The sequence below is a fragment of the Duganella sp. SG902 genome, from assembly GCF_013376005.1.
Lineage (GTDB): Bacteria > Pseudomonadota > Gammaproteobacteria > Burkholderiales > Burkholderiaceae_D > Rugamonas.
Genome location: NZ_JABMJK010000006.1, coordinates 35,514 through 57,436, shown reverse-complemented (window position 1 = coordinate 57,436; position 21,923 = coordinate 35,514). Strand labels below are relative to the sequence as shown.

Sequence of the window (21,923 nt, the reverse complement as noted above, 5' to 3'; positions counted from 1 at the left end):
CTGGACCTGACTTCAGCGAGGCGAAAATATGTTGCCGGTTTTTTGTTTTCAAGACCCCGGCCCACCGCCTGTTTGTAACAAAATGTATCAGGGTGGAAGCAGCTGATCGATGCGTCCCAGTTGGTAGACGGTTCTGACGGCCGGGCCGGCCGGCACCGGGCGCACCGGGCAATCCGACTGGCGGCCGCCATCGGCGTCGAGGCTGTCATCGGCGGGGCCGACGCCGGCCCACAGCCCGCCCTTGGTCGGCTGGAACAGCCAGCGCGCATAGCCCTTGCGCGCGGCCAGTTGCATCAGCTCGTTGCGGGTGGATGCATCGGCGCCAAGCACGGTCTCCTCGGGATAGTCGGCGGCGTTGTCGCCAAAGGCCAGGCGGCAGTCGAAGGCTTCGCTGGCCGAGGCGGAGACGTGGTTGCAGGCGCGCCGCTGCAAGCGCTCGACGTTCCAGGCGCCGAGGCGCCAGGCGGCGTCCAGCACTTCCTGTTCGGCGGAGGCGGTGCTGGGCCAGGGGCCGTCGAATTGCAGGGCGGAGCTTGGGACGGCGCGCGGCGGCAATTCCACGCCGTCGAGATGCAAGGTGGTGGCGCGGCGGAAGCCATGCCAGTGGAGGAATAGCAGCGTCGGCGTGTCGGGCAGGTTGACGCGCGTTGCCGAGACAGCATACAGGGGCAGGCCGACCGTCCCCATGTGGGCGGATACGATATCAAAAATATGCATTGGAAAATTCCCCATTCATACACGATGATGGGGAAATTCTAGCCCAGCCTGCGGAATTATTGGGAGCCCGCGTGTGCGCCTATCGCTTGCAGCACGGCCGCGCTGATGGCCGCCGGCTCCGCCTGCGCCAGCTCGGTGACCTTGATGTCGCCCCAGGGCTTGCGGGCTTTGCGCAGCTGGTCGGCGCTGACCTCCATGCTGTCCAGTTCGGACGCACGGGCGCGCCAGTAGGTCGGCTTGCTGGCTTGCGCCGCCTGCGCCGCCGCCAGCGCCGGGCCGATGTCGCCGTTGATGCTGGTGGCGGCGTAGCCGCAGTCCGGCCCCGGCTTGCCTTGCTCCGCCGCGTTCAGGCAGGCCAGCACCGCATCCAGTTTTGCCGCGCGGTCGGCGGGTAGGGCGTCTTCGTGCATCGGCTGGACCAGCACCAGCGCGGCGACGTTGGCGCCGCGCGAGCGCAGCGCGAAGTGCTGCGCCACCATGGCGCCATAGCCGGCGCCCACCAGCACGAACGGCCCCTCCATGCGGGCGTTTTTGATGAGGAAGTTCAAGTCCTTGCTGGCGTTGGCCACCGTCGCTGCGCGGATGATCGGATCGCTCGATCCCAGGCCCGCGCGGTCATATACGCAGGCGCGTGTATGCTTCGCCACTTCCGGCAGCACCGCCGACCAGTCCCAGCCGGCGCGGCCGGCATCGGCCTCGAAGATCACGGTCGGGGACCCTTTGCCGGCGCAGTAGGTGTTCAGCTTGCGGCCGCCGACGTCCACCTTCATCTGCGGTCCGGCCAGCGCGTCTTGACCGGCCGGCGGCGCCGCGTGGACGCCGGCCGACAGCAGGGCGGCGATCAGTATGGCGCGCTTCATGCCGTCACCACATTGCGCGGCGTGCCGGCAACCCAGGCTTCGATGTTGTCGATCAGTTGATCCACCAGCGTTTGCATGGCTTGCGTGCTGGCCCACGCCGAGTGCGGCGTGAGGATGAAGTTGGGCAGCCGCAGGTTGAGCAGCACGTTGTCCGCCGGCGGCGGCTCGGTCACCAGCACGTCAAAGCCGGCGCCGGCGATCACGCCCGTGCGCAGGGCGTCGGCCAGCGCCACCTCGTCCACCAGGCCGCCGCGCGCGGTGTTGATCAGCAGGGCGTTGCGCTTCATGCGTATCAGTTCCTTGGCGCTGATCATGTTGCGGGTCTTGTCGGTCAGCGGCAGGTGCAGGCTGATGACGTCCGAGGTCTCCAGCACTTCATCGAAGCCGGCTTCGCGCACGCCGTCGGCCGCAGCGTCGGGCAGCGGCGAGCGATTGTGCACGATGACTTCCATGCCGAAGGCGCGCGCGATCCGCGCCGTGGCCTTGCCCAGCGCGCCGTAGCCAAACAGGCCGAGGCGGCTCCCCGTCAGGTCGCTGATCGGATGGCCGAACAGGCAGAAGCGCTCGGACTTCTGCCACAGGCCGGCCTCGATGTCGGCGCGATACGCCACCAGCTGCCGGCGCAGCGCCAGGATCAGCGCGAAGGTGTGCTCGGGCAGCGTATGCACCGCGTAGTTGCGGATGTTGGAGACCACGATGCCGCGCTGTGCGGCCGCCGCCAGGTCGATGATGTTGGTGCCGGTGGCCGCCACCGCGATCATCTTCAGGTCCGGCAGCTGCGCCAGGTCGTCGGCCGACAGCGGCACCTTGTTGGTGATGGCGATGGTGGCGCGCGCGTCGCGCAGGCGCGTCACGGCCTCGCCGGCGCGCGTGGCCGGGTACTCGGTCCACTCGTGCGCGAACGACGGCTTGCGCACGGTGGCGATCACGCTGTCGCGGTCCAGGAAAACAATACGTTGCGTCATGGGGCAATCCCTCATAAGGCGGCGCGCGCGGGCAGGCGCATGCCGGGGTGATTGGAAAACAGTTCGGCGATCCACTCGACAAACACGCGCACCTTGGCCGACAGGTGGCGGTTCTGCGGATACACCACATGTACCGGCACCGGGTCGCTGACCCAGCCGTCGAGGATGGTTTCAAGGCGGCCGTCCTTGATCATGGACTCCATCCAGAAATTCGGTATCTGCACGATGCCCAACCCGGCCAGTCCCGCCGCCGTGTAGGAATTGGTGTCGTTGAGCGCGATCAGGCCGGGCATGGCCACTTGCACGCGTTCGCCGTCGCGCGTGAAATCCCAGTCGTAGATTTTACCGGTGCGCGAGGAAAAGTAGTTGACGCATCGGTGCCGCAGCAGTTCATTCGGATGGCTGGGGCGGCCGAAGCGGTCCAGGTAGGCCGGCGTGGCGCAGGTGATGAAGTGCATGATGCCGACGCGGCGCGCGATCAGGCTGGAGTCGCCCAGCTGGCCGCCGCGCACCGCGCAGTCCACGCCTTCCTCGATCAGGTCCACCGTCCGGTCGCTGGCGCCCAGCTCGAGCTGGATATCGGGATAGCGTTCGAAAAAGTCGGGCAGGGCGGGCACGATCACCTCGCTCGCCAGGCCGGTCGGCGCGTCCACCCGCAGCCGCCCGGAGGGGCTGAGACGGGTGCGCGACAGCGATTCCTCGGCCTCGCGCACGTCGGCCAGGATACGCAGGCAGCGCTCATAATAGGCCGCGCCGTCGGCCGTGACGCTGACGTGGCGCGTGGTCCGGTGCAATAACTTGACCGACAGCGACGTCTCCAATGACTGGATCAGGGTGGATACCGTGGCCTTGGGCAACTGCATGTTTTCCGCCGCGCGCGTGAAGCCGCCGGCGTCCACCACCTGTACAAATACTTCCATCGCTTGAAGTTTATTCATCTTTCGCCTTCATTGTTCGGGATCCTGAACAATCAATTCAACTTTGCCGTATTTATCGGATTGTAGATCAAGTTTAAGATTGCTGTACTGCACAAAGCAAAAGATGAAGAAAGGAGGACGTATCATGAAATATCGGGATGCAATTTTCGCAACGATCACATTGGCGCTGACGTCGGCGGCATTGGCTGGCGTGGTGTATACCGACGCTTATTCCCACACCGCGCAGGTTGAAGTGCACGGCGTGCGTGCCCTGACCCTGGTGGCCAGCGGCGACGCGGCGGTCTGCGATGCCGCCACCATGTTGTCCTCCAACGAATCGGGCACGGTGCAACAATGAACGATCCAGTAGAGAAGCTGCCGACCTTGTCGGACCGACTGAAAATCCGCAGCCTTGAGGTCAAGGGCGCGGAGGGTCCGCTGGCGGCGCGTCTCTACACCAGCGGCGATACCGGCGTGAAGCGCGACCTGCTGCTGGTGTACTACCACGCCGGCGGTTTTGTCGGCGGCGACCTGGAGGACGCGGATATCTTCCTGCGCCATTTGGCAGACGACAGCCCGCAAGTGGCCGTGTTAGCCTCTGCCTATACGCTGGCGACCGAAAAACCCTTCCCGGCGGCGGTGGAGGATGCGCACGCGGTGCTGGTGTGGGCCAAGAAGAACAAGGCCAAGTTGGGCTGGACCGGCAAGCAGTTGCTGGTGGCGGGGATTGAAGCGGGCGCCAACCTGGCAGCCGTCTGCGCGCTGATGTCACGCGATCGCGGCGGCCCCGCGTTGACCGGCCAGATACTGATCATGCCGATGCTGGACCCGGGCCTGACCACCTGCTCGATGCGCGAAATGCAGGCGGCGCCGGAGCTGCTGGACGTGGCCGACGCTTGCGCGAAGGCCTACCGCGGCTACCTGCCGAATGCCGCCGACCGCACGCACCCGTATGCGTCGCCGCTGCAGTCGAGCCGTTTGAAAAACCTGCCGCAGGCATTGATCCTGTCGACCGAAGATGACCCGCTGCGCGATGAAGCGGAATTATATGGCGCCAAGCTGATTTCGTGCGGCGTCAAGACCACTGTCCGGCGTATGCAGCCGGCGCCCCTTAACGATGTCGGGGCACGTAACGAATGCGCCTGTCGATGTCAGGCGTTGGGCGAAATCGCCAGCTTCATCGCTGGTCTGGATCGTCCTAACCCTTAGCAGTAAGCAGTAGTCCGATCACGTCCCCACTGGCTTGCCGGCGGGGCGCTAGTACCGTGTTTTCTCGATTTTCGTTGAGACCGCCCGGTGCCGCCTTTTCTATTAATTATTTTCATACAAAAAGGATTTAACATGAAAAACATTAAATCAATGACCGCTATAGCCCGGCCGCTGGCCGCCGCTATGGCGCTGGCGGGCCTGGCCGCAATTTCCCTCTCCGGCTGCGGCGACGCGAACAGCAAGGCCGCCGAAGCACCAGCCGGCGCGGGCGGTCCTCCGATTTCGGCGGCAGCCGTGGTCGAGAAAAGCATCATTGAAACGCAGGAGTTCTCCGGCCGTCTGGAAGCCATTGAACAAGTGCAGATCCGTCCGCGCGTGAGCGGCTTCATCACCGCCATCAACTTCAAGCCTGGCTCGCAGGTGAAGAAGGGCGACGTGCTGTTCGTGATCGATCCGCGTCCGTACCAGGCCGAGGCCAACCGCGCCGAAGCCGCCGCCAACTCCGCTCGCGCCAAGGCCGACCTGGCGAAAGTGGAACTGGTGCGTTCGGAGAAGCTGCTGGCCGACAAAGCCATCGCCCAGCGCGAATACGACGCTTCCGCTTCGAGCTTCAAGCAACTAGAAGCCGATGCCCGCGCCGCGCAGGCGCAGTACGAGGCGGCCAAGCTGAATCTGAGCTACACGCAGGTGACCTCGCCAATCAACGGCCGCGTGTCGAAAGCCGAGATCACGCTGGGTAACCTGGTGGATGCTTCCGCCGTGCTGACTTCCGTGGTGTCGCTGGATCAGATCTACGCCTCGTTCGACGGCGACGAAGACACCTACCTGCGCGTCGGCGCCGCCGCCCACCAGGGCAAGCCGGCCACCGTGAAGATCGGTCTGGCCAACGAAACCGGCTTCCCGCATGAAGGCAAACTGGAATTCGTCGACAACCAGCTGGACGTCCGCAGCGGCTCGGTGCGCATGCGCGCCACCCTGGCCAACACCGACGGCGCGCTGGTTCCCGGCCTGTTCGCCCGCGTGCAGTTGGCGGGCAGCACCGGCGCCAAGCAAGCGATCCTGATCAACGAACGCGCCGTCAACACGGACCAGAACCGCAAGTTCGTGTTCGTGGTCGACAAGGACAACAAGGCGGAATACCGTCCGGTCACGCTGGGCCAGCAAATCGACGGCCTGCGCGTGGTGCGTGAAGGTCTGAAGCCGGGCGAGAAGATCGTCGTCAACGGCCTGCAACGCGTGAAGCCAGGTTCGCCGCTGACCCCGACCGTGGTGCCGATGGATTCCGATCCGTTGGCAGCCAACGTGGCCAAGAAAGAAGAGAAAGTCGCCGCCGTCGATACCAAAAAGACCGGCACCTCCAAGGAATAATTAAAAATGAATATCTCTCGATTTTTCGTCGACAAGCCGATCTTCGCGGCGGTGCTGTCGATCGTTATCTTCGTCGCCGGCTTGATATCCATCTTCAAGCTGCCGATCTCGGAGTACCCGGACGTGGTGCCGCCGTCGGTGGTGGTGCGCGCGCAGTATCCGGGCGCGAATCCGAAGATCATCGCGGAAACCGTGGCCGCGCCGCTTGAGGAACAGATCAACGGCGTCGAGAACATGCTGTACATGTCCTCGCAAAACACCTCGGACGGCGCGCTGGCGCTGACCGTCACCTTCAAGATCGGCACCAACGTCGAGCAGGCCGAAACGCAAGTGCAGAACCGCGTCCAGCGCGCGCTGCCACGCCTGCCGGAAGAAGTGCGCCAGATCGGCGTGACGACCGTCAAATCGTCGCCCAACCTGACCATGGTGGTCCACCTGAATTCGCCGAACGGCCGTTACGACGACCTGTATCTGCGCAATTACGCGGTGCTGAACATCAAGGACCAACTGGCACGCCTGCCTGGCATGGGCGAGGTGCAGCTGTTTGGTTCGGGCGACTACGCCATGCGCGTCTGGCTCGACCCGCAGAAAGTGGCGCAGCGCGGCCTGACCGCAGGTGACGTGGTGAACGCCATCCGCGAACAGAACGTGCAGGTGGCTGCCGGTGTGATCGGCCAGGGCCCGAGCAAGAACGCGGACTTCCAGCTGACCGTCAACACCCAAGGCCGTCTGCAGTCGGAAGAAGAATTCGGCAACATCATCCTGAAGACCAACAACGACGGCGCGGTCACGCTGCTGAAGGACGTGGCTCGCCTGGAGATGGGCTCGAACTCCTACGCCCTGCGTTCGCTGCTGAACAACAAATCGGCGGTGGCGATTCCTATTTTCGAAGCACCGAACGCCAACGCGCTGCAACTGTCGGCTGACGTGCGATCGACCATGGCTCGCCTGTCGAAAGATTTCCCGGAAGGCGTCGAATACAGCATTGTGTACGACCCGACCCAATTCGTGCGTGAATCGATCCGTTCCGTGATCCACACCCTGGTTGAGGCTATCATCCTGGTGGCACTGGTGGTGATCGTATTCCTGCAAACCTGGCGCGCATCGGTGATCCCGCTGCTGGCCGTTCCTGTCTCGGTGGTGGGTACCTTCGCCGTGATGCTGGCCTTTGGCTTCTCGATCAACACGCTGTCGCTGTTCGGCCTTGTGCTGGCCATCGGTATCGTGGTCGACGATGCGATCGTGGTGGTGGAGAACGTCGAGCGTAATATTCACGACGGCCTGAATCCGCGTGAGGCGACCATCCAGGCGATGAAAGAGGTGAGCGGTCCGATTATCGCGATTGCGCTGGTGCTGTGCGCCGTGTTCGTGCCGATCGCCTTCGTCTCCGGTCTGTCGGGCCAGTTCTACAAGCAGTTCGCCCTGACCATCGCGATTTCGACCGTGATTTCGGCATTCAGCTCGCTGACCTTGGCGCCTGCGCTGGCCGCAGCCCTGCTGAAACCGGCCAACGCACCGAAAGATGCGCTGACCCGCGTCATGGACAAGATCTTCGGCGGCTTCTTCGGCTGGTTCAACCGCTTCTTCAACCGCGCCTCGCACAGCTATGAAACCGGCGTGACCGGCGTGTTGAAACGCAAAGGCTCGTCGCTGATCGTGTACGCCGTGCTGGCGGTTGCAGCTGGCTTCATGTTCAAGGTGGTGCCGCCGGGCTTCGTGCCGGCCCAGGACAAACAGTACCTGATCGGCTTCGCCCAGCTGCCTGACGCGGCTTCGCTGGACCGTACCGACGCCGTGATCCGCAAGATGTCGGACATCGCCAAGGAAATCCCGGGCGTGGAGAACTCGATCTCGTTCCCTGGCCTGTCGATCAACGGCTTCACCAACGCGCCTAACGCCGGTATCGTGTTCACTGGTTTGAAACCATTCGACCAGCGCACCAAGCCTGGCGAATCGGCCGAAGCGATCGCCGCTGAAATCAACAAGCGCATGGGCGCGATCGAAGGCGCGTTCGTGATGGTGCTGCCGCCACCGCCAGTCAATGGCCTGGGCACCACCGGCGGCTTCAAGCTGATGGTCGAAGACCGCGACAACCTCGGTTACGACGCGCTGTACAAAGCCGTGCAAGCGGTGCAGATGAAAGCATGGCAAAACCCGAAACTGGCCGGCGTGTTCTCCAGCTACCAGATCAACGTGCCGCAGCTGTTCGCTGACATCGACCGCGCCAAGGCCAAGCAATTGGGCGTGCCGCTGAATACGATCTACCAGACCTTGCAGATCAATCTGGGCTCGCTGTATGTGAACGACTTTAATCAGTTCGGCCGTACCTATCAGGTACGTGTGCAGGCTGACCAGCAGTTCCGTTCGCACGCGGAAGACATCGCCCAGCTGAAAGTCCGTAACGACAAGGGCGAGATGATTCCGCTGTCGTCGCTGATGCGCGTGAAAGACAGCTATGGCCCGGATCGCGTACAGCGTTACAACGCCTACGTGGCTGCCGAGATCAATGGCGCACCGGCTCCTGGCGTGTCGTCGGGCGAAGCGCAGGCCGAGATGACCAAGATCGTCAACGAAGTTCTGCCGAAAGGTATCGGCTACGAATGGACTGAGCTGGTGTATCAGGACATCCTGTCGGGTAACACCATGATCTACGTGTTCCCGCTGTGCGTGCTGCTGGTGTTCCTGGTGCTGGCCGCCCAGTACGAAAGCTGGACCTTGCCGCTGGCGGTGATCCTGATCGTGCCGATGTCGATCCTGTGCGCGCTGATTGGCGTGAAACTGACCCACGGCGACAACAACGTCTTCACCCAGATTGCGCTGTTCGTGCTGGTTGGCCTGGCGTCGAAGAACGCGATTCTGATCGTGGAATTCGCACGGGAGCTGGAACACCATGGCCGCTCGATCGTGGAAGCCGCGCTGGAAGCATGCCGTCTGCGTCTGCGCCCGATTCTGATGACGTCGATCGCATTCATCATGGGCGTGCTGCCGCTGGTGTTCTCGCACGGCGCCGGTTCGGAAATGCGTCATGCGATGGGTGTGGCGGTGTTTGCCGGCATGCTGGGCGTGACCTTCTTCGGCCTGTTCCTGACGCCGGTGTTCTACGTCCTGCTGCGTACCCTGGCTGTGCGTCTGGAGAAGAATAAACCAGCCGTGGCGGCGGATGCCGCTCCGGCCAAACTGGAAGGGACCCACTAACATGAACAAGCTGCATATGATCGCAAAAGGCGTCGCGCCCATCCTGGCTGCCTTGCTGATGACCGCGTGCGCCGCACCGGAATTCAAGCAGCCTGCGATGGATGTGCCGACCGCCTTCAAGGAGTCGCAGGCGCCGGCGGAGGTGAAGACCGCCGCTGACGGCAGCACCTGGAAACAGGCGCAGCCCGCCGAGGCGCAGCCGCGCGGCGAATGGTGGCTGGCTTTCAACGATCCGGCCCTGAATGAGCTGATCAACGAAGCCACCCGCGCCAACGCCAACCTGGCCGTTGCCGCAGCCCGCGTCAAGCAGGCGCGCGCCATCGCCGGCATCGCGGAAGCGGACCGCATTCCGCAAGTGGGCGTGAACGCCGGCGCGCAGCGCCTGCGCCAGTCGCCGACCGAGGCCGGCCTGCCGGCCGGTACGCCGGTCGATCCGGCCAAGGTGTTCAACGCCAGCCTGACGGCCAGCTACGAGGTTGATCTGTTCGGCCGCGTATCGTCGAATGTGGCGGCAGCGCGTGGCGACGCCGCTTCGGTGGAAGCCAACTACCGCTCGGTGCTGCTGGCGGTGCAGGCTGATGTGGCGCAGACTTACTTCCGTCTGCGTTCCACCGACGCCGAACTGGAAACGCTGAACCGCACGGTGCAGACGCGTGAAGAAAACGTCAAGGTCAACCAGCGTCGTTTCGACCTGGGCGACATTGGCGAGTTCGATCTGTCGCGCGCCAAGACCGAACTGGCGACGGCGCGGGCCGAAGCCATTGGCCTGCAGCGTCAACGCGTGACCACCGAGCATGCGCTGGCGGTCTTGCTGGGCAAGCCAGCGGCCAGCTACACGGCCGGTAACAGCCCGCTGCTGGATGGCACGCTGCTGCCGGTTATTCCTGCCGGTCTGCCTTCGACCCTGCTGGAGCGTCGTCCGGACATCGCCGCCGCACAGCGCGCGATGGAAGCGGCCAATGCCCGCATCGGCGTGGCGCGTTCGGCCATGTTCCCGTCGCTGGTGCTGAACGCGAATGCTGGCGGCGTGTCGGGCAACACGGTGGCGGATGTGTTCAAGTGGAGCAGCCGTTCGTGGTTGCTGGGTGCCGCGTTGTCGATGCCGTTGATCGATGGTGGCCGTAATCGCGCCAACATCACGCGCAGCGAAGCGGCGCTGGAGGAATCGGTTGGCACGTATCGTCAGAGCGTGCTGACGGCGTTCGCCGAGGTGGAAGACAATCTGGCGGGCCTGCGTATTCTGGCTGGCCAGACGGCGCAGATTGAAGATGCCGTGGTGTCGGCACGTCGTTCGGCGGACCTGGCGCAGAAGCTCTACACGGCCGGCCGTTCCAGCTATCTGGATCTGCTGGACGCGCAGCGCAACTTGGCGGCGGTGGAACGCAGCGCGGTGCAGTTGCGCGGCAATCGCGCGGTCACCACGGTGGCGTTGATCCGCGCGCTGGGCGGCGGCTGGGGCGATGCGCCGCCAACCACGCTGGCGCAGAAGTAACGCAGAAAAGCGGACCGCAGGTCCGCTTTTTTTTTCGTCACTCCGGCGAAGGCCGGAGTCCATGGAACGCATGCGGTATGTCAGCTCATGCGTTCTATGGGTTCCGGCCTGCGCCGGAACGACATATTTACTTGGTTACGACTGGGGCAGGGGTGGTTTCTGCTTTTTCCGCCTTGGCGTGGGCTTTGGCTTTGGTTTTGGTGGCTTTGGCGTGAGCGTCGGCCTTGTCGGCTTTTTCTTCGGCCTTGGCGACGGCCACGTCTTTCTTGGCGTCGGCTTCTACCTTGGCGGTCTTGGCTTCGGCTTTGATCTCAGCCTTGGTTTCCTTGGCTTCCGCTTTGGCGGCGGCCTTGGTTTCCTTGGCTTCGGCCTTGGCGGCGGCTGGAGCGGCTGCCGGGGTGGCGGGGGCTGGGGTCTGTGCGAATGCGGCGGTAGCGAACAGGCCGGCGATCAGGGTAGCGATTACTTTAGTCATGATTCAATCCTTTAGTTTTCAGGTTTCGGGCCCGGGACAATTCCCGCGTCTCTGAGCAAAAAACGTGGCCCGGATTGGTGTCGTTGACGGCCTTTACAATCGCTTACATGTTGGGTATCGCACGGTGCGGGTGCCGGATCGGGCATAGGCTGGGCGCATGAAAGGCTCACTCAAAACCTACAAGGCCAAGCGCAACTTCGCCATCACGCCCGAACCGGCGGAGGGGGGCGAGGAGGGCGTTGGCACCCTCACGTTCGTCATCCAGAAGCATTGGGCGACGCGCCTGCATTACGACTTCCGCCTGGAACTTGACGGCGTCATGATGAGTTGGGCCGTGCCCAAAGGTCCCAGCTACGACACGCACGACAAGCGCATGGCGGTGCATGTCGAAGACCATCCCATCTCCTATAACGATTTCGAAGGCACGATTCCGCCCAGGCAGTACGGCGCGGGCAAGGTGATCATCTGGGACAAGGGAACGTGGAAGCCGCTGGATGATCCGCACAAGGCGCTCAAGGCGGGAAACCTGAAGTTTGAAATGTTCGGCCACAAGATGCACGGCCGCTGGGTGCTGGTGCGCATGAAGGGCAAGGGCGAGAAGCAGGAACCATGGCTGCTCATCAAGGAGCACGATGAGTACGTACGCTCGGCTGAGGAATTCAGCGTGGTGGATGAAATGCCGGACAGCGTCAAGTCGCTGCCTATGCCTGCCGCGCCCACGGCCGCCGCCCCGCCTTCCGCCGCGGACATCCTGCGTGCAGCGCCCAAGTCGGCCATGCCGGAGACCTTGTCGCCGCAACTGGCCACGCTGGTGGACGCCCCGCCGGCATCGGCCGAGGACTGGCTGTTCGAGGTCAAGTTCGACGGCTACCGGCTGCTGGCGCGCGTGGACGGCAAGGACGTCCGCCTCATCACCCGCAACGGTAACGACTGGACCCACAAGCTGCAACCGCTGCGCGCCGAACTCGCGCGCCTCAAGCTGCCCTCGGGCTGGTACGACGGTGAGATCGTGGTCCACGACGACGACGGCCGCCCCGACTTCGGCCTGCTGCAAAACGCCTTCGACGAAGACCACCCCGGCGACATCGTCTACTTTTTGTTCGACATCCCGTTCCACAACGGCCGCGATCTGCGCGACCTGCCGCTGGAAGAGCGCCGCGCCATCCTGCAAGACATCATGGCCGAACGCGAAACCGGGAACGTCCGCTTCAGCGCCGCGTTGAGCGCGCCGCCGCAGGACATGATCGCAGCCGCCTGCCAGATGGGCCTCGAAGGCATCATCGGCAAGCGCAAGGACTCGCGCTATACCGCGCGCCGCACCGGCACCTGGATCAAGCTCAAATGCGGCCAGCGCCAGGAGTTCGTGATTGGCGGCTACACCGACCCGCAAGGCTCGCGCAGCGGCTTCGGCTCGCTCCTGCTGGGAACCTACGACGAAAACGGCAAACTCCAGTACGCCGGCAACGTTGGCAGCGGCTTCAACGCCACCTCGCTGCGGGACCTGAAAGCGAGGATGGACAAGCTCCATGCCGAAAAAAGTCCCTTCGCTCCGAGCCGCGACATCGACAAGAAAGCCCACTGGCTCAAGCCGACGCTGGTGGCCGAAATCAGCTTCAGCGAATGGACGCATTCAGGCTCCATTCGCCACGCCGTGTTCCAGGGGCTGCGCAAGGACAAGCGCGCCGCCGGCATCACGCGTGAAAATCCCGTTCACATCAAAGAGGAGCAACCCGCCATGCAATCCGCGCTCGCCTCCATGAAGATTACCAATCCGGACCGTGTCATCGACAGGCAAAGCGGCGCCACCAAGATCGCGCTGATACGCTACTACGCGCTGGTGGCCGACCTGATGATCCCCCACCTGAAAGGCCGCCCGGTATCGCTGGTGCGCGCACCGGATGGCGTGGGCGGTGAACTGTTCTTCCAGAAGCACGCCGAAATCTCGCGCATGCCCGGCGTGAAGCAGTTCAAGCAGTCGCTCGATCCCGATCACCCGCCGATGCTGGAAGTGCCGTCCGAGGAAGCCTTGCTGTCGGCCGCGCAGATGAACGTGGTCGAGCTGCACACACAAAACGCCAACGGCAGCAGCTATGAAAAGCCCAACCGCATGATCTTCGACCTTGACCCCGGCAAGAACGTCAGCTGGGACCAGGTCAAGGAGGCGGCCCACCTGATGCGCGCCTTCCTCACCGAGCTTGATCTGCCGGCTTTCCTGAAGACCAGCGGCGGCAAGGGCTTGCACGTGGTGGTGCCGGTCAAGCCGGGCTATGGCTGGGATGACGTCAAGTCCTTCTCGCAGGCGATTGTCGCCCACATGGCGCAGACCATACCGGATCGCTTCGTGGTGAAGAGCGGCCCGCGCAACCGCGTCGGCAAGATCTTCATCGATTACCTGCGCAACGGACGCGGCGCCACCACGGTGTGCGCATGGTCGGCGCGCACCCGGCCCGGCCTCGGCATCTCCGTGCCGATCACGTGGGACGAACTGGATGGCCTCCAGAGCGCCGATCAATGGAACGTCACCAACGTCCACGATCGGCTGGACGTCGGCAACGCCCCTTGGGACGATTACGCCAAAGCCGCCAAGGGCCTGGCGCCGGCGATGAAGCTGATGAAGTTCAAGCCCGGGCAGGGCTGAGCGCCGACCGAGACCCGGCGCAGCGCTTACGCGGCCTTGCGGCTCGCGGCGGGCTTGCGCTTGGCGGCGGCCGTAGTGTGGCTTGCCGTCTTCGCGGTCGATTTGGCGCCGCTCTTGGCGCGCGTGGTCGAGGTGGTGCGGCGTGGCTTCGGCTTGGCCTCCACTTCCTCGTCATCCTCTTCTTCCTCGGCGCGCGGTTTGGCCTTGGCCGCCGCGCCCTTGGCGCCACGCTTGCCCAGGCTATTCTGCAGCAGCGCCACCAGATCCACCACGTTGGACGCCTTGGGCGCGGCGGTGTCCTTCTCGGGCGCGGTGATGGTCTTGGTCTGGCCGGCCTTGATTTTCTTCTTGATCATGGCCATCACGTCTTCCTTGTAGGTGTCGTGATACTGCTCCGGTTTCCACTCCTCGCTCATGCCGTCCACCAGCGACAGCGCCATTTGCAGCTCCTTGTCGCTGATGCCGGCCGCTTTCAAGGTGGCGGGCGGCAGCTTCAACTCCTCGGCGTCGCGGATCTCGGTCGCATAGCGCAGGGTATTCAGCACGATCTTGTCCTCGACGCACACCAGCGCGCACAGGTGCTGCTTGGTGCGCATCACCACCGTGGCGATGCCTATCTTGCCGGCCTTGCGCAGCGTCTCGCGCAGCAGCGCGTACACCTTGGCGCCGCCACGCGCCGGCGCCAGGTAGTAGGGCGTTTCGTAGTAGGTGAGCGGCACGTCGGCCGCCTCCACGAAGGCCACGATATCGATGGTCTGCGTGGCTTCCACGTTGGCGCGCTTCAGGTCCTCGTCTGACAGCACCACGTACTCGTTGTCCTCGTACTCGTAGCCCTTGACGATATCGTCCCAGGTGACCTCCTTGCCGGTCTTCTTGTTATAGCGCTTGTAGCCGACCGGCGAAAAATCGCGCCGGTCCAGCATGGTCAGATCGAGGTCGTGCTCCTGCACGGCCGTGTACATCTCGACCGGAATGTAGACCAGGCCAAAGCTGATCGCCCCTTTCCACAAAGCGCGTGCGGCCATGGCTAGCCTCCCACCGAACCGGTAATCGGCAGCACGATGCCGCTGATGTAGCTGGAGCAGGACGGCGCGGCCAGGAACACGTAGGCCGGCGACAGCTCCTGCGGCTGGGCGGGGCGCTTCATGTCGGTGTCGGCGCCGAACCTGGCGATCTTCTCGGGCGAGGCGTCGGCCGGATTCAGCGGTGTCCAAACCGGCCCTGGCGCCACCGCGTTCACGCGGATGCCCTGTTCCAGCAGGTTGGAGGCCAGCGACTTGGTGAACGCGTGGATCGCGCCCTTGGTGGTGGAATAGTCCAGCAGGTGGCTGGAGCCTTCCAGGCCGGTGACCGAGCCGGTGTTGATGATCGAGGCGCCGCGCTTCAGATAGGGCAGCACCGCCTTGGCCATGTGGAAGTAGCCGTAGACGTTGGTCTTCATGGTGAGGTCGAAGCGGTCCTCGGTCAGGTCGGTCAGTTTTTCCGCATGCTCCTGAAACGCCGCGTTGTTGACCAGTATGTCCAGCCGGCCAAAGCGCTCGTGTGCCTGCTGCGCCGCGTCGCGGCAGAACGAAGGATCCCGCACATCGCCGCGGAGCAGCAGGCAGGTCTGACCTTCGGCCTCCACATAACGCTTGGTGTCTTCCGCATCCTGATCTTCCTCCAGGTAGACGATGGCGACGTCCGCGCCTTCGCGCGCATACAGCACCGCGACCGCGCGGCCGATGCCGGAATCGCCGCCGGTGATCAGCGCCGCCATGCCGGCCAGCTTGCCGCTGCCGACGTAGTCCGTCGCCAGGAATTCGGGTTTTTGCTGCATGTCGGCTTCCAGCCCCGGTTTTTCAAGATGCTGGGACGGCATCGGCGTGCCGGGATAGGTGTGGTCGGTGGTCTGGACCGGTTCCTTGCTCTTGCTCTCGCCGCCCCCCTGACGCTGCCGGTCGGCCTGGTCCTGGCGCTGCTGGATGTCGCGCTGCAAGCTCGCCGAGCCCGGATCAGCCTTGTTTTCCGAATTTGCCATGGTGTCCTCCCTTGATGTCGAAGAAACAGTATTGGCGCGGGCTGGCGGGCTGACCGTGCGCTTACTCACACACGCATGCCATGTACGGCAAATAAAACTGATCTTTAGTGCAAAAAATATTGCTAATTATGAACTTTATGGCACACTATCAGGAGAGACGATTTTCAACCCAAAAAAACAGAACCAAGGCAGGGAGTATCATCATGGCGGACGTTTTCACCCGGTCGAGCAGCACGGGCGTATTTTTTAACCCTGGTGGCGAGCGCCGCGCGGCATTCCAATCCTGCTGCGGCGAGATGTTCAGCCAGCTGGTGATGTGCGAGAGCGTGGACGCCACCGGCGTGGCGCTGGTCAAGCGCGAAGCCGACCTGCTGATCCTCGACCTGAACGGGTTCGACCACCTGAACGAGCTGACCGGCGTGGGGGCGCTGATCCGCAGCCGGGCCGGCGCCGCCATCCTGCTGCTGTGCGCCTACGAGCACACCGCCTGGCTGCCGGAGCTGATGGCCTATGGCACCTTCGATTACCGCATCTGCCCGCTGCTCAACGACGAGCTGCAACAGGCCGTCAAGCAGGCGCTGGCCGTGCCGGCCGATCCGGCCGCCGCCATGCAGCAGGAATTGCTGGACAAGGAAAAGGAATTGCGCGACCTGCTGGGCGTGCAGCGCAGCCTGCAGCGCGCCCTGGGCGGCATCGACGCCATCGCCACCATGGCCTCGCAGATCTGCCTGGCCCTGTGCAATTTCCCCGGCGTGCGCCACACCTCGCTACTGCACATGAAGGGGCGCGGCGACCTGCAACTGGTGGCGCAGGAGGCGCGCAACCACCTCGACCTGGGGCGCCTGCTGCAGCGGCGCGACCGTCTGCTGCAATCGCCGCTGCGCGACGTGTTCCCGCCGCTGATGGCGGTCTCGCGCGGCGAGATGGTGCTGCTGGATGCGCCGGAGAAGGCCGGCGATCCGGAACTGGCGATGCAACTGCACGACCGCAACGTGCGCATGGTGCTGGCGCTGCCGCTGCGCGCTGAGCCGGGCGGCCCCGAGATGGGCGCCATCTGCCTGATGTTCGACCGGCACATCACGTTCTCGCGCGAGCAGTTCGCCTGCTTCGCCAGCCTGGCGCAGTTTGTCAGCTTCGGCCTGGGCATGAGCGAATTGAAGCACCAGAACGACACCCTGTCCGGCCAGCTGTCGCAGATGAGCACCGTGGACACGATCACCGGCGCCGCCAACCGCCGCGCCGGCGAGGATGCGCTGGACAATGAAATCCGCCGCGCGCGCCGTTACGGCCTGCCGCTGTCGGTGCTGACCTTCGACGTCGGCAGCTTCCGCTCCGCCAACGATTTATACGGCGCCACCGTGGGCGAGCACGCGCTGCGCAAGATCGCGGAAACGGTGATGGGCCGCCTGCGCACCTCGGACACGCTGGCGCGCATGCGCGGCGAGGAATTCCTGATCGTCGCCACCCACACCACCTCGGCCGACGCCATGCGCCTGGCGGAGAAACTGCGCACCGCCATCACCGAGGCCGACCTGCCGGGCGCCGGCTTCGGCGCCACCGTCAGCGTCAGCCTGGGCGTGACCCAGGTGAACGCGGACGAGGGCGGCGCCACGGTGCTCGACCGTCTCGACACCGCGCTGCACCGCGCCAAGCGCGCGGGCCGCAACTGCATCGAGCTGGCGACGGTTTAAATCCGTTCCAGGATGGTGGCGATACCCTGGCCGCCGCCGATGCACTGGGCGGCTAGCGCGTAGCGGCCGCCGGTGCGCTTCAGCAGCGCCGCCGCCTTGCCGGTGATGCGCGCGCCGGTGGCGCCCAGCGGATGGCCGATGGCCATGCCGCCGCCGTCGATATTCAACACCTCCGGCCGGATGCCCAATTCGCGCACGCTGGCCAGCGCCTGCGAGGCGAAGGCCTCGTTAATCTCCGCCACGTCGATATCCTCCGCCTTCAGGCCGGCCAGCCTGAGGGCTTTTTGCGTGGCCGGTATCGGGCCGATGCCCATCAGCGCCGGGTCGCAGCCGACGGCCGCCATCGAGACGATGCGCGCGCTCGGTTGCAGGCCGTGCTTGCGGGCGAATGCCTCGTTGGTCACCAGCACCGCCGAGGCGCCGTCGGTCAGCGGCGACGAGGTGCCGGCCGTGACCACGCCATGTTCCGGATCGAACACCGGCTTTAGCGACGCCAGCGCTTCCAGCGTGGTGCCGGGGCGGATGCAGCCGTCCTCCGCGACCACCTCGCCGCTGGCGGTGGTGATGGGGACGATTTCGTCCTTCAGCAGACCGGCCGCGCGCGCGGCGGCGGCCTTCTGGTGCGATCGCAGCGCCAGCGCCTCCTGGTCGGCGCGCGATACCTCGTACTTGCGGGCGACGTTTTCGGCGGTGTCGCCCATGCTGATGTAGGTGTCGGTTTCCGCCAGCAGCCGCGGGTGCGGCGAGAAATTGAAGCCGCCTTGCGGCACCATGGTCATCGACTCGACGCCGACGCACAGATAGGCCTCGCCCAGGCCGGCCTCGATATTGGCGGCGGCGATGTGCACGGCCGACATCGACGAACCGCAGAAGCGGTTGATGGTCAGGGCGCTGACCTCGTGCGGGAAGCCGGCCAGCAGCGAAACGATGCGCGCCAGGTTGTTGCCCTGCGCCGCCTCCGGATAGGCGCAGCCGAGGATGACGTCGTCCAGCAGGCGCGGATCGATGCCGGTGCGTTCGATCAGGCCCTTGACCACCTGCGCGCCAAGGTCGTCGGGGCGGACCTCGGCCAGCTTGCCCTTGCGGGCGAAATGAAAGGGCGAACGTGCATAGGCGCTGATGACTGCTTTCATGATGGGTCCTTTTAATGATGATCGTAATGTTTGATATATTACGCCCGTAATGTATAATGTCAATAGGATTCAAGCAGGAGGCGAATATGAAAGTCAGCAGAGAACAAGTGGCGCTCAACCGCGAGCGCATCATCGAAACCGCCGCGCGGCTGTTCCGCGAAAAAGGCTACGACGGCATCGGCGTGGCCGATTTGATGAAGAGCGCGGGGCTGACCCACGGCGGCTTCTACGGCCACTTCGCCTCCAAGGAGGACTTGCTGGCCGAGGCGGCCGCGCACGCGCTGAAGAAATCGATCGATCGCTGGGAAGGCTATGTGGCCGAGGGGCGCGACAAGGCGCTGGAGAAGATCGGCGAGGGCTACCTGACCACGCAGCATCGCGACCATCCGGGCAAGGGCTGCTCGGTGACCGCGCTGGGCGCGGACGTGGCGCGGCTGGGACCGAAGGCGCGCCATGCCATGACCGAGGGTGCGCGCGGCCAGCTGGCGGTGCTGGAGCAGCTGATGCCGGGTGAGGACGCGGCGCAGCAGCGCAAGCAGGCGCTGGCCAAGTATGCGTCCATGATCGGCGCGATAGTGTTGTCGCGCGCGGTGGATGACGAGGCGCTGTCGCTCGAGATCCTGAACGCGGTCAAGGATGGGTTGTCCGGGGATCTGTAAAAAATAGTCGTGGCGTTGGTGGATTTCGTAATTGAGGCCGCGGTTTTTCGCGCTCAGAATAGGAAAAAAAACTCCTATACGAGACATGATGACGACACGCCGCAATTTCATGGTTTCCGCCGGGCTGGCGATGGCTTTCCCGGGTTTGGCGCGCGCCGCCGTTCAGGCGACGGCGCGTGGCGGGCAAGAGAGCCTGTCCCTGTGGTACGAGCAGGCTGCGGGGCCATGGGTGGAGGCGCTGCCGGTCGGGAATGGCCGGCTGGGCGCCATGAGCTATGGCCGCATCGCGCAGGAGCGCATCCAGCTCAATGAGGACACGCTGTTCGCCGGCGGTCCGTATGATCCGAACAATCCGCGCTCGGCGGCGGCGCTGCCGCAAGTGCGCGCCTTGATCGACGAGGGCAAGTTCCACGAGGCGGCCGACCTGATCTCGTCCGCCATGATGGGCGTGCCGAAGACGCAGATGCCTTACGGCGCGGCGGGAGATCTGCTGCTCGACTTCCACGGTGTGGCCGCCGGCACCGCATACCGGCGCTGGCTCGACCTCGATACCGCCATCAGCGCCACGCGCTTCAGCGACGGCGCCATCCAGTACAAGCGCGAAGTCTTTGCCAGCGCGCCCGATCAAGTCATCGTGGTGCGCCTGACCGCCAATGGCGGCGTGATGAATTTCGATTTGGGCTACCGTCATCCGATGGAAGTCAACTACGGCGTCACCGACTACAGCGGGGCAAAGCAGGCCGCCGCTGTCGCGCCCATGCCGTGGGACTACCGCGAGTCCGTGCGCGCGGCCGAACGTCCATCCAGCTTGTCGGTGCGCGCCGATGGCGCCGACGCGCTGCTGATTGAAGGCCGCAACGTGGCCGCCGCCGGCATCCCATCCTCCCTGCGCTACGCGGTGCGCGTGCAGGCGCTGGGCGATGGCTCCATCACGCCTCGCGAGGACCGCATCGAAGTGCGCGGCGCCACCACCATCACGCTGCTGGTGGCCGCCGCCACCAGTTACGTCAACTACGCGGACGTCAGCGGCGATCCGGTAACGACGGTGCGCGCGCAGACCGCCGCCGCTGCCGCCAAACCCTACGCGCGCCTGCGCAGCGGCCATGTGCATGCGCACCAGACGCTGTTCCGCCGCCTGTCGCTGCGGATCGGTTCCGGCGCCGCCGATCCGCGTCCGACCAACCAGCGCATCGCGGTGGCCGAGCGGCAGCCGGACGCCGGACTGGCCGCGCTGTACGTGCAGTACGGGCGCTACCTGCTGCTGTCGTCGTCGCGCCCCGGCAGCCAGCCGGCCAATCTTCAGGGGCTGTGGAACGAGGGCACCAATCCGCCATGGGGCGGCAAGTACACCATCAACATCAACACCCAGATGAACTACTGGCCGGCGCAATCGGCCAACCTGCGCGAATGCGTGGAGCCGCTGCTGCGCATGGTGGAGGACTTGAGCGTGACCGGCGCTGTCGCCGCGCGCAAGGGCTACGGCGCGCGCGGCTGGGTGGCGCATCACAACACGGACTTGTGGCGCGCGGCGGCGCCGATTGACGGCCCGCTGTGGGGCATGTGGCCGTGCGGCGGCGCGTGGCTGTGCCAGGCCCTGTGGGATCACTACGAGTACAACCTCGACGAGGCCTGGCTGCGCCGCATCTATCCGCTGCTGAAAGGCGCGTCGCTGTTCTTCATCGACACGCTGGTGGAGGACCCGCGGGGCAGGGGGCTGGTGACGTCTCCTTCGATCTCGCCGGAGAACGAGCATCACAAGGGCGTGGCCACCTGCGCCGGCCCGGCCATGGACCGGCAGATCATCCGCGACCTGTTCGGCTGGACGCTGCAGGCGCACGCGCTGCTGAAAGAGGGCGACGCCGACTTTGCCGCCGAGCTGGCGGCGAAACGCGCGCGCCTGCCGGCCGACCGCGTCGGCGCGCAGGGCCAGTTGCAGGAATGGCTGGAGGACTGGGACGCGGGCGCGCCGGAGCAGCAGCATCGCCACGTCTCGCACCTGTACGGCGTCTACCCGAGCGAACAAATCAACGTGCGCGACACGCCCGACCTGATCGCCGCCGCCAAGACCACGCTCAACACGCGCGGCGACAAATCGACCGGCTGGGCCACCGCGTGGCGGTTGGCCTTGTGGACGCGCATGGGCGAGGGGGAGCGCGCGTATTCGATCCTGCAAGGCCTGCTGGGTCCGGAGCGCACCTACCCGAACATGTTCGACGCCCACCCGCCGTTCCAGATCGACGGCAACTTCGGGGGCACGGCGGCGATCCTCGAAATGCTGGTGCAGTCCTGGGGCGGTGAAATCCGCCTGCTTGCCGCGCTGCCGCGGGCCTGGCCGGAAGGCTCGGTACGCGGCGTGCGCGCACGGGGCGGCGTGGAGCTGGATCTCGACTGGTCGGAGGGGCGCCTGCGGCAGCTGCAAGTGCGCGGCAAGCCGCTGCAGAAACTCAAAGTGCGTTACGGCGAGCGGGTGACGGAGATCAAGCTAGACGCGCAAGGCCGTGCCCAGATGAAAGGCTAGCATTCCAGCGTACAGCGGCGAAATTCGGGGTCAGCTCTGACATTCGGACACGCGAGCATATTTTTT

At 64.8% G+C, this 21,923-nt stretch carries 18 protein-coding genes; 10 read left to right on the top strand and 8 right to left on the bottom strand.

Annotated features, from left to right (window positions below):
• Positions 1 to 87: 87 nt before the first annotated feature.
• Genes FHW83_RS14600 through FHW83_RS14585 form a run of 4 tightly spaced genes read right to left on the bottom strand, consistent with a single transcriptional unit; the run spans position 88 to position 3,480 of the window.
• The gene (locus FHW83_RS14600) at positions 88 to 717 is read right to left on the bottom strand and encodes a diguanylate cyclase (RefSeq protein ID WP_176647099.1); all 630 of its coding nucleotides are present in this window, start codon (positions 715 to 717) and stop codon (positions 88 to 90) included.
• Positions 718 to 773: 56 nt separating this feature from the next.
• Positions 774 to 1,577 carry an alpha/beta fold hydrolase gene (locus FHW83_RS14595; RefSeq protein ID WP_176647098.1) on the bottom strand — a complete coding sequence of 268 codons (804 nt, stop codon included), beginning with the start codon at positions 1,575 to 1,577 and terminating at the stop codon, positions 774 to 776.
• Positions 1,574 to 2,542, bottom strand: coding sequence for a D-2-hydroxyacid dehydrogenase (locus tag FHW83_RS14590; protein ID WP_176647097.1), 969 nt, complete (start codon positions 2,540 to 2,542; stop codon positions 1,574 to 1,576). The genes FHW83_RS14595 and FHW83_RS14590 overlap by 4 nt, the downstream gene beginning before the upstream one ends.
• 11 nt (positions 2,543 to 2,553) lie before the next feature.
• Positions 2,554 to 3,480 (bottom strand): LysR family transcriptional regulator, encoded by a 927-nt coding sequence (locus FHW83_RS14585; protein ID WP_176647096.1) that lies wholly within the window; start codon positions 3,478 to 3,480, stop codon positions 2,554 to 2,556.
• A 124-nt stretch (positions 3,481 to 3,604) separates the two neighbouring features.
• Here FHW83_RS14585 and FHW83_RS14580 point away from each other — a divergent pair, with 124 nt between their 5' ends.
• From FHW83_RS14580 to FHW83_RS14560, 5 genes are all read left to right on the top strand, one after another.
• Positions 3,605 to 3,817: a hypothetical protein gene (locus FHW83_RS14580; RefSeq protein ID WP_176647095.1), complete on the top strand. Its 213-nt coding sequence runs from the start codon at positions 3,605 to 3,607 to the stop codon at positions 3,815 to 3,817.
• The gene (locus FHW83_RS14575; protein WP_176647094.1) at positions 3,814 to 4,668 is read left to right on the top strand and encodes an alpha/beta hydrolase; all 855 of its coding nucleotides are present in this window, start codon (positions 3,814 to 3,816) and stop codon (positions 4,666 to 4,668) included. Before FHW83_RS14580 ends, FHW83_RS14575 begins: the two co-directional genes overlap by 4 nt.
• Positions 4,669 to 4,800: 132 nt before the next feature.
• Positions 4,801 to 6,036, top strand: coding sequence for an efflux RND transporter periplasmic adaptor subunit (locus tag FHW83_RS14570; protein ID WP_176647093.1), 1,236 nt, complete (start codon positions 4,801 to 4,803; stop codon positions 6,034 to 6,036).
• Between the two features lie 6 nt (positions 6,037 to 6,042).
• Positions 6,043 to 9,231 (top strand): efflux RND transporter permease subunit, encoded by a 3,189-nt coding sequence (locus FHW83_RS14565; protein WP_176647092.1) that lies wholly within the window; start codon positions 6,043 to 6,045, stop codon positions 9,229 to 9,231.
• A gap of 1 nt (position 9,232) precedes the next feature.
• The gene (locus FHW83_RS14560; protein ID WP_176647091.1) at positions 9,233 to 10,723 is read left to right on the top strand and encodes an efflux transporter outer membrane subunit; all 1,491 of its coding nucleotides are present in this window, start codon (positions 9,233 to 9,235) and stop codon (positions 10,721 to 10,723) included.
• A gap of 127 nt (positions 10,724 to 10,850) precedes the next feature.
• On the opposite strand, the gene FHW83_RS14555 is transcribed toward FHW83_RS14560, so the two are convergent.
• Positions 10,851 to 11,198: a hypothetical protein gene (locus FHW83_RS14555; protein WP_176647090.1), complete on the bottom strand. Its 348-nt coding sequence runs from the start codon at positions 11,196 to 11,198 to the stop codon at positions 10,851 to 10,853.
• 157 nt (positions 11,199 to 11,355) lie between these two features.
• On the opposite strand from FHW83_RS14555, the gene ligD reads away from it, so the two are divergent.
• Positions 11,356 to 13,836, top strand: a complete 2,481-nt coding sequence (gene ligD, locus FHW83_RS14550; RefSeq protein ID WP_176647089.1) for a DNA ligase D — start codon at positions 11,356 to 11,358, stop codon at positions 13,834 to 13,836.
• Positions 13,837 to 13,862: 26 nt separating this feature from the next.
• Here the strand turns inward: ligD and FHW83_RS14545 are convergent, their stop codons facing one another.
• Together FHW83_RS14545 and FHW83_RS14540 are read right to left on the bottom strand one after the other, a co-directional pair.
• Positions 13,863 to 14,861 carry a Ku protein gene (locus FHW83_RS14545; protein ID WP_176647088.1) on the bottom strand — a complete coding sequence of 333 codons (999 nt, stop codon included), beginning with the start codon at positions 14,859 to 14,861 and terminating at the stop codon, positions 13,863 to 13,865.
• 2 nt (positions 14,862 to 14,863) lie between these two features.
• Positions 14,864 to 15,856 (bottom strand): SDR family oxidoreductase, encoded by a 993-nt coding sequence (locus FHW83_RS14540; protein ID WP_176647087.1) that lies wholly within the window; start codon positions 15,854 to 15,856, stop codon positions 14,864 to 14,866.
• Here FHW83_RS14540 and FHW83_RS14535 point away from each other — a divergent pair.
• Complete coding sequence (locus FHW83_RS14535) at positions 15,837 to 16,106, top strand: hypothetical protein (protein WP_176647086.1); 270 nt, start codon at positions 15,837 to 15,839, stop codon at positions 16,104 to 16,106. The genes FHW83_RS14540 and FHW83_RS14535 overlap by 20 nt on opposite strands.
• Complete coding sequence (locus tag FHW83_RS14530) at positions 16,060 to 17,547, top strand: GGDEF domain-containing protein (RefSeq protein WP_176647085.1); 1,488 nt, start codon at positions 16,060 to 16,062, stop codon at positions 17,545 to 17,547. The genes FHW83_RS14535 and FHW83_RS14530 overlap by 47 nt, the downstream gene beginning before the upstream one ends.
• Here FHW83_RS14530 and FHW83_RS14525 read toward each other — a convergent pair.
• A complete protein-coding gene (locus tag FHW83_RS14525; protein ID WP_176647084.1) occupies positions 17,544 to 18,680 on the bottom strand; it encodes a thiolase family protein in 1,137 nt (378 codons plus the stop codon). The genes FHW83_RS14530 and FHW83_RS14525 overlap by 4 nt on opposite strands.
• A gap of 86 nt (positions 18,681 to 18,766) precedes the next feature.
• Here FHW83_RS14525 and FHW83_RS14520 point away from each other — a divergent pair, with 86 nt between their 5' ends.
• A complete protein-coding gene (locus FHW83_RS14520; protein WP_176647083.1) occupies positions 18,767 to 19,339 on the top strand; it encodes a TetR/AcrR family transcriptional regulator in 573 nt (190 codons plus the stop codon).
• Positions 19,340 to 19,424: 85 nt separating this feature from the next.
• Positions 19,425 to 21,857, top strand: a complete 2,433-nt coding sequence (locus FHW83_RS14515; protein WP_218106280.1) for a glycoside hydrolase N-terminal domain-containing protein — start codon at positions 19,425 to 19,427, stop codon at positions 21,855 to 21,857.
• Positions 21,858 to 21,923: the final 66 nt, after the last annotated feature.